The sequence below is a fragment of the Sphingomonas sp. P3_C6 genome (genome assembly GCF_056402595.1).
This window is the reverse complement of the sequence record NZ_JBFUHB010000063.1, coordinates 1-1,244: the sequence shown is the minus strand read 5'-3', so window position 1 is coordinate 1,244 and position 1,244 is coordinate 1. Positions and strand designations below refer to the sequence as shown.

At 64.4% G+C, this 1,244-nt stretch carries 1 protein-coding gene; it reads right to left on the bottom strand.

Annotated elements, in window-relative coordinates; translation table 11 throughout:
- Positions 1-26: 26 nt before the first annotated feature.
- Positions 27-1,177 (bottom strand): IS3 family transposase gene (locus tag AC1DT7_RS24180; RefSeq protein ID WP_478038864.1). Its coding sequence is split into 2 segments (ribosomal slippage): positions 27-925 and positions 925-1,177, totalling 1,152 coding nucleotides; the frame shifts between segments, so codons are not numbered across the junction.
- Between the last annotated feature and the right edge of the window lie 67 nt (positions 1,178-1,244).

The window sequence follows — 1,244 nt, the reverse complement described above, 5'->3', positions numbered from 1 at the left end:
TGACGTGCTCCCCTGAGTGTTACCACTCAGAGATAGAGTCCTTGCCCTTTGTGCGGGCTGGTTGCTGACATGGCAACGGCCATGGGGGCATGCCCCCATGGCCGTTGGCCGGCGATCTCGGCGGGAGTTTTTCCGCCCAGTTTCGAGTGCGGYCTGACATTGTTGTAATCGTCCCGCCAGGCCGCCAATATCCGGCGCGCATGCGCCAGTGACCTGAACAGCGTCTCGTTCAGACATTCGTCGCGCAAGCGGCCGTTGAAGCTCTCGACGAAGGCATTCTGCGTCGGCTTCCCCGGCGCGATGTAATGCCATCCCACCTTGCGCTCCTCGGCCCATTTGAGGATCGCCAYACTGGTGAGTTCGGTGCCATTGTCGCTGACGACCGTGTGTGGCTTGCCACGCGCGCCGATGAGCGCCGTCAACTCGCGCGCGACCCGGGCACCCGACAGCGATGTGTCCGGTACCAGCGCCAGACATTCGCGGGTGAAGTCATCGACCACGCACAGGATMCGGAACCGCCGGCTGCACATCAAGCTGTCCGACACGAAGTCCAGGCTCCAGCGCTGGTTCGGCCCTTCGGGCAGCACCATCGGTGCCCGTGTGCCCAGCGCTCGCTTGCGGCCGCCGCGRCGACGAACCTTCAGCCCTTCCTCGCGGTATATCCGCAGCAGCTTCTTGTGGTTGGGCGCCAGCCCCTCGCGCGCCAGCAGATATCCCAGCCGGCGATAACCGAACCGGCGGCGCTCCGCCGCCAGCTCACGCAACCTGGCGCGCAGCGGCGCGTCGTCCGATCGCGTCGCACAATACCGGTTCACCCTGCGGCTCACCCCCACCAGCTCACACGCCCGACGCTCGCTCAGCCCGTACTCCGCACGCGCATGGGCGACAGCTTCCCGCTTCGCGCCGGGCGTCACCATTTTTTTGACGCCAGATCCTTCAGCACCGCATTGTCGAGCATCGCTTCGGCCAGCAGCTTCTTCAGCCGACCATTCTCCTCCTCGAGCGTGCGTAGCCGCTTGGTCTCCGACACCTCCAGCCCGCCGAACTTCGATTTCCAGTTGTAAAACGTCGCTGGGCTGATCCCGTGGCGCCGGCATACATCCGCCGTCGCCATCCCCGCTTCCTGCTCCTTCAATATCCCGATGATCTGCTCTTCGCTGAACCTGCTCCGCTTCATCCCGTCCGACTCCCTTCGCGTGTCGGACTCTACTTATCCGCGGTCACATTTCAGGGGAGCACGTCAC